The sequence below is a fragment of the Streptomyces lomondensis genome (assembly GCF_014651035.1).
Taxonomy (GTDB): Bacteria; Actinomycetota; Actinomycetes; order Streptomycetales; family Streptomycetaceae; genus Streptomyces; species Streptomyces lomondensis.
The window spans coordinates 263,432-269,876 of sequence record NZ_BMWC01000011.1 but is presented as its reverse complement, the minus strand read 5'-3'; the positions used below and the strand labels follow the sequence as shown (position 1 = coordinate 269,876).

At 71.8% G+C, this 6,445-nt stretch carries 6 protein-coding genes; 1 reads left to right on the top strand and 5 read right to left on the bottom strand.

Annotated features, from left to right (window positions below; genetic code table 11):
* Window positions 1-96 precede the first annotated feature (96 nt).
* From IE255_RS31485 to IE255_RS31470, 4 genes are read right to left on the bottom strand one after another with little or no spacing between them, the layout of a single operon-like run.
* The gene (locus IE255_RS31485; protein WP_190053782.1) at window positions 97-771 is read right to left on the bottom strand and encodes a response regulator; all 675 of its coding nucleotides are present in this window, start codon (window positions 769-771) and stop codon (window positions 97-99) included.
* Window positions 768-2,009: a sensor histidine kinase gene (locus IE255_RS31480; protein ID WP_190053781.1), complete on the bottom strand. Its 1,242-nt coding sequence runs from the start codon at window positions 2,007-2,009 to the stop codon at window positions 768-770. Before IE255_RS31480 ends, IE255_RS31485 begins: the two co-directional genes overlap by 4 nt.
* A gap of 24 nt (window positions 2,010-2,033) precedes the next feature.
* The gene (locus IE255_RS31475; RefSeq protein WP_190053780.1) at window positions 2,034-2,813 is read right to left on the bottom strand and encodes an ABC transporter permease; all 780 of its coding nucleotides are present in this window, start codon (window positions 2,811-2,813) and stop codon (window positions 2,034-2,036) included.
* Window positions 2,810-3,730 (bottom strand): ABC transporter ATP-binding protein, encoded by a 921-nt coding sequence (locus IE255_RS31470; protein WP_190053779.1) that lies wholly within the window; start codon window positions 3,728-3,730, stop codon window positions 2,810-2,812. The genes IE255_RS31475 and IE255_RS31470 overlap by 4 nt, the downstream gene beginning before the upstream one ends.
* A gap of 92 nt (window positions 3,731-3,822) precedes the next feature.
* Here IE255_RS31470 and IE255_RS31465 point away from each other — a divergent pair, with 92 nt between their 5' ends.
* Window positions 3,823-4,371: a GNAT family N-acetyltransferase gene (locus IE255_RS31465; RefSeq protein WP_190053778.1), complete on the top strand. Its 549-nt coding sequence runs from the start codon at window positions 3,823-3,825 to the stop codon at window positions 4,369-4,371.
* Between the two features lie 44 nt (window positions 4,372-4,415).
* Here IE255_RS31465 and IE255_RS31460 read toward each other — a convergent pair whose 3' ends face one another.
* Complete coding sequence (locus tag IE255_RS31460) at window positions 4,416-6,437, bottom strand: TraM recognition domain-containing protein (protein WP_190053777.1); 2,022 nt, start codon at window positions 6,435-6,437, stop codon at window positions 4,416-4,418.
* Window positions 6,438-6,445: the final 8 nt, after the last annotated feature.

The window sequence follows — 6,445 nt, the reverse complement described above, 5'->3', positions numbered from 1 at the left end:
CCGATGGTACTGCAGGGGGGACCCTGTGGGAGAGTAGGACGCCGCCGAACAAATATTGAAAAGGCCCACACCTTATGGTGTGGGCCTTTTTGTGTTTCAGGACGGTTGGACGAGTTTCGTGTCGTAGGCCAGGATGACCGCCTGAATACGGTCGCGGGAGCCGGTCTTCGCGAGGATGCGGCCCACGTGGGTCTTCACCGTCGACTCGGCCAGGTGGAGGCGCGCGGCTATCTCTGTGTTCGTCCAGCCCTTGCCGATGACCGTGAGGATTTCGCGTTCCCGGTCGGTGAGGGAAGCGAGCCGTGGGTCCTCCTGTGCCGCCGGGCCGTCCGCTGACGGGTCGGTCGGCAGGTGGTGGACGTAGGCGTCCAGGAGGCGGCGGGTCAGGCTGGGGGCGACGACCGCGTCGCCCGTGGCGACCGCGCGGATACCGGAGAGGAGCTCCTCGGGCTGGGCGTCCTTGACGAGGAAGCCGGAGGCGCCCGCGCGTAGGCCGGCGTAGGCGTACTCGTCCAGGTCGAAGGTGGTGACGATCAGGATGCGGGTGCGGTCGCCGGCGGCCGTGATGCGGCGGGTCGCCTCGATGCCGTCCAGGCCCGGCATGCGGATGTCCATGAGGACGACGTCCGGGTGGAGCTCGGCCGCCATGCGGACCGCTTCGCTGCCGTTGGCCGCCTCGCCCACCACCGTCATGTCGTCCTGGCTCTCCAGGAGCATGCGGGAGCCGAAGCGCTGAAGGGGCTGGTCGTCGGCGATGAGGACCGTGGTCACTGCGGGGTTTCCTCCGGGAGGTGTAGGCGGACGCGCCAGCCCTGCTCCGGGTGGGGGCGAGGGCCGGCCTCAAGTGTGCCGCCGTACAGGGCGGTTCGCTCGCGCATTCCCGGCAGTCCTCGGCCGCCGGCCTGGTCCTGGGGCGGGCTGCTGGTGCCGGTGTCCGTGATCGTGACGGTGACGGCGCCCTTCTCCTCGTAGGACAGCTCTATCTCCGCGGTGGCGTCGGGGCCGCCGTGTTTCAGGGTGTTGGTGAGGGCTTCCTGGATGACGCGGTAGACGGTGAGTTCGCGGCCTGGCGGGAGAGTGGGGCTGCCGTGGGTGATGGTGCTGATGGGGAGGCCTGCGGAGCGGACGCCGTCGAGGAGTTGGTCCAGGTCGGTGAGGCCGGGCTGCGGGGTGAGGTCCGGCTGTTGCTTCTCTTCCTCGCGCAGGATGTCGAGGAGGCTGCGGAGTTCGGTGAGGGCCAGGCGGCTGGTGGTGGCGATGGCGTCGAGGGCCTGGGCGGCGCGTTCGGGGGACTTGGCGGCCGCGTATCGGCCGCCGTCGGCGAGGCCCGTGATGACGGAGAGGTTGTGGCCGATGATGTCGTGCATCTCGCGGGCGATGCGGGCGCGTTCGGCGGCGGTGGCGAGCTGTGCCTGCTGGTCGCGTTCGGTCTCCAGACGGCGGGCGCGGTCCTCCAGGGCCTCGGTGTAGTTGCGGCGGGTGCGGACCGTGACGCCGATGAGGGCGGCCGAGGTGATGGACATCAGCTGGGAGCCGATCTGCTGGTCCCAGCTGCCCTCTCCGTAGCGGGCGACCGACACGAGGACCGGGGCGATCACCAGGGCCGTCGCCCACCACAGGTTGCGCAGGGCGCGGCGCAGGGCCAGGTGGTAGACGAGGACGAGCTGGAGCAGGGCGGCCTGGAGGGCTGCGCCGGTCCAGGCGTTGACGAGGGCGAAGGGGACCGTCGCGGCGAGGGCGGCCCCCGGGTGGGTGCGGCGCCGGAGCAGGGGGAGCGAGAGGCCGAGGCTCAGTGCCAGGAGGAGCCCGTCGGGAACGTTCAGGTTGTGGGCGTTGTGCTTCCAGCCGCCGCCTGCCCAGTCGATCAGGGCGGCCGTCACCCAGAAGCCGGCGAAGTGCAGGTCCCACAGCAGCGGATGGCGTTGGTCGAAGGCGCGTACCCGGCGGGTGAGGCGGTGGGCGTACTCGGTGAGGGGCTCCGGCGCCCGGTCTTCCGTCACGGGGTCCATGGTGAGGGTTCCTCGCGGCGGGCGTCACACGTCTCGGCGGCGCAGGACCCACGCGGCCAGGGCGAGGGTCGCCGCGGTCCACAGGAGCATGGCGAGCAGGGCGGCACCCGGGGACGCAGTGCCGGGCATGGGCTGGGCCGTGGTGAGGGCCTCCAGGGCCTTGCCGGGGAAGTAGCGGACGGCCGTGTCGACGGTGTCGTAGGGGAGCATCGCCAGGACCTCCGGGAGGATCATGATCAGGCCGATGAAGGCGCCGATGGCCGTCGGGACCGAGCGGAGGAGGGCGCCGATGGCGAGGGCGAGGACGGCGAGGAGGGTGAGGCCGACCGCGTTGCCCGCGAGGGCGCGCAGGACGCCGGGGTCGCCGAGGGAGGCGGACAGGTCGGTGCCGGTGAGGAAGGACTGGGCGAGGGGGAAGGTCAGGAGGTTCGTCGCCAGGGTGAGGGGGAGGGCGGTCGCGGTCAGGACGGCGGCCTTGGACCACAGGACGGGCAGGCGGCGCGGGACGGCGGTCATCGTGGCGCGGATCTGGCCGGTGGAGTACTCGCCGGCGGTCGCCAGGATGCCCAGTACGCCGAGGTTGATCGTGGCGAACTGGGTGCCGAGCAGGACGAACATGACGGTGTCCATGCCACCTTCGCCGGAACCGTCGTAGGCGGCGCCGAGGCCCGCGCCCATCGCGGCGGTCAGGAGGCTCGTGACGGCGAGGGTGATCCAGGTGGAGCGCAGCGTCCAGAACTTGTGCCACTCGGAGCGCAGGACGCGGGTCGGGGTCACGCGGTAGGGGAGGGTCGCCGTGGTCATGCTGCCGCTCCTTCCAGGGTCGCCGGGTACTCCACCGCGTCGCTGGTGAGGTCCATGAAGGCCTCTTCGAGGGAGGCGGTGCCGGGGGTCAGTTCGTAGAGGGGGATGCCGTGGGCGGCTGCCGTGCGGCCGATGTGCTGGGCGTCCGTGCCGCGGATCTGGAGGGTGCCGGGGGTGTCGGTGGTGATGTCGACGCCGGGTGCGGTGAGGAGGCGTACGAGGTCGGAGGCCTGCGGGGTGACGACCTTGGTGGTGCCCGCGCCGGAGTCGCGGACGAAGTCGGTGACCGTGGTGTCGGCGAGGAGGCGGCCGCGGCCGATGATGACCAGGTGCTCGGCGGTGAGGGCCATCTCGCTCATCAGGTGGGAGGAGACGAAGACCGTGCGGCCCTCGGCGGCGAGGGACTTGAGCAGGTTGCGGATCCACAGGACGCCCTCCGGGTCGAGGCCGTTGACCGGCTCGTCGAGGATGAGCACGGCCGGGTCGCCGAGGAGGGCGGCGGCGATGCCGAGGCGCTGTCCCATGCCGAGGGAGAAGCCCTTGACGCGGCGGTGGGCGACATCGGTCAGGCCGGTGAGGCCGAGGACCTGCTCGACCCGTGAGCCGGGGATGCCGTGGGTGTGGGCGAGGGCGCGCAGGTGGTGGTAGGCCGTGCGGCCGGGGTGGACCGAGCGGGCTTCCAGCAGGGCGCCGACCTCGGTGAGGGGCGCGGGGTGGGTGGCGTAGGAGCGTCCGCCCACGGTCGCGTGGCCCCGGGTGGGGGCGTCGAGGCCGAGGAGCATGCGCATGGTGGTGGACTTGCCGGCGCCGTTGGGGCCGAGGAAGCCGGTTACGGTGCCGGGGCGGACGGTGAAGGACAGGTCCGTGACGACCGTCCGGTCGCCGTAGCGTTTGGTGAGTTCGTGTGCCGTCAGCATGCTTCGATGCTCGTGCGTGCGGGGGCGGCGGGCGTCGGACCGGCGGGGTAACCGGGGTGAGGGGTGTCGTACCCGGGTACTACCGTGGCCGCATGACCTATGTGATCCGGTCCGTCCGTGCCGATGAGTGGCCCGCGGCGAAGGAGTTGCGGCTCGCGGCGCTGCGGGATCCGGTGGCGCACCTGGCCTTCCTGGAGACGTACGACGAGGCCGTGGCCAGGCCGGACTCCTACTGGCAGGAGCGGACGGCGAGGGCCGCCGAGGGGGCGGACAAGGCGCAGCAGATCATCGCCGAGGGGCCGGACGGGCAGTGGGTGGGGACGCTGACCGTGCTCGTGGAGGAGCCCGGGACGACCGACTGGGCCGGGTTTCCGGTGGAGCGGAAACAGGGGCATGTGGTCGGTGTGTTCGTACGGCCCGAGGAGCGTGGGAGCGGGCTGACCGAGGTGCTGTTCGACGCGGCCCTGGAGTGGGCGTGGGGGCGAGGTCTCGAGCGGGTGCGGCTCATCGTGCACGAGGAGAACGGGCGGGCGCAGCGGTTCTATCGGCGGGTGGGGTTCGTGCCGAGCGGGCTGACCGTGCCGTTGGGGGATGCCGGGGAGTGGGAGCTGGAGTTCGTGCTTGAGCGGAGCTCTGTGTGACCCGGAGATCCTCCCTCGAACCGCTCGCCCAGCGAATGCCCTTCTCAGACCGGTAGTTCGTCGTGCGGCCAGCGGGCGCGGCCCTGCTCGCGGGACCGGAGCAGGGCCAGGGTCGGCATGCCCCGGTCCGCTCCGGTGGCCAGCAGCTCCGGGAGCTGTGGAAGCGGGGCCACGGCCGCGACGTCGTCCAGGACGAGCGTCAGTGGTGGGTCGAGGCGACCGGAGGATGACCGTTCGGCCATGCGCCGGCCGCGCTCGACCACGCTGGAGACGAGGGCCGTCAGGAAGGGCATCGCGCCCGGGCTGGTCCTGGGGTCCTCGATGGATTCACCCACCACATAAAGCGTGCCCCCTTCGTGGACGAAGGAATCCAAGGCGAGGGCGTCACTTCGGTTGGGAGTGCACGCGTTGCGGATGTTGACCGTGGAGAGGGCCGCGAGGGCTCGGGTGGTCAGCTGCTGGGCCATGTCGCGGCGTTCCGGGTGGGCCGTGAGGGCGCCTTCCAGTTCGCCGGCGGAGCCGGGGGCCGCCTTGGGGTTGGTGCGGAGGATGCGTACGGCGTCCTGGATGTGGGTGCCCTGGGACCAGCGGTGGACGTGGCGGATGGTGCGGCCGTCGATGGCGGCGGCGTGCAGGTAGCTCCGCAGGAGGGTGGTGGCTGTGTCGCTGACCGCCTGGTCGAGTTTGGCGGTGGGGCGTACGGGGGTGAGGAGGGCGGTGGCTCTTGCTGTTGCTGTTTCTCTGGCCTCGCAGCCGGTGGTGGGGGACCAGTGGAGGCGGGAGGGGGTGTCGCAGAGGTGGGTGGGGTCGTAGAGGTGGGTGGGGCCCAGTTTTGCTCTGGCGTCCTTTGTTTCCTGCCAGAGGGTGGGGTTGGAGGTGACGATGAGGGCGGGGCCTTCCGCGTCGCGTACCGCTTGGGTGGCGGTGGTTTGGCGGGTTTCCCTTGGGGCTACGTGGATTTTTTCCCACCCGCCCACCCGTTCCTGGCCGAACAGGGAGGCCGGGGTCGCGGGCGTGGCCGCCGGGGTGGGGGGCAGGGGGGCGGTCGGGTCGACGAGGGGGGTGGGCTCGGGGGCGGTGCGGGGGGTGGGGACGTCGTGCGGGGGCGGGGCGGGGGTGGCGTGCTGCGCCGCCGGGGTCAGCACGTTGTGCTGCGCCGCCGGGGGTACGTGGTGGTGGGGTGCCGCTGTGGGGGTCCCGTGCTGGGCCGGTTGTGATGCGCCGCCGTGCTGGCCCGGGGGTGGCGCCCCGTGCTGCGGTGACGTGGATGCGCCGTGCTGGCCGAGGGGCGGGGCCCCGTGGTGCGGTGACGGTGATACGTCGTGTTTGCCCAGAGGTGGTGCCCCGTGGTGCGGCGACGCTGATGCGCCGTGATGGCCCAGGGCTGATGCCCCGTGGTGCGGCGATGCAGATACGCCGTGCTGGCCCAGGGGCGGGGCCCCGTGCTGCGGTGACGCTGATACGTCGTGCTGCGGTGAGGTCGGTGGTCCGTGCTGGGCCTGCGTTGATAGGTCGTGCTGCCTGGAGTCTGTTGTCCCGTGCTGGGCCTGCGCTGATGGGGCGTGCTGCCTGGAGCCCGTTGTTCCGTGCGGGGACGATGCTGTGTGGTGGTCCGGTGCCGGGGCGTCCTGCGGTGTCGCCGTGTCGGGCTCGTGCGTGTCGGCTGGTCGCTTCTCAGCCGTCGCCCGTTCCAGGCGGCGCCTTGCTCGGCCTGCTCGCCAGCGGGCCACCGTGCCGAGGGTGAAGACCGTCAGGACGAACAGGAGCATCAGCTGGCCGATGAACAGACCCCAGAAGAGGCCGTAGCCGGAGAGTTCGCCGGGGGGTGTGTCGGGCCAGGCGCCGGGGATGTCGTGGGGCTCGGCGATGAGGCCGCGCATGGCGAGGGGGGTGCGGGTGAAGGTGACGCCGGACGGCCAGGAGCCGTGGGCGAACCAGGCGGCGAGGCCCGTGGCCGTCCACACCAGCAGGGTCATGCCGAGGAGGAACGCGAGTATGCCGACCAGCAGGCCGTCGGGGATGCCTCCCTGGCTGTCCCGCTGGGTGCGGCGGTCGTCCGGTCTCACGCGTCCTC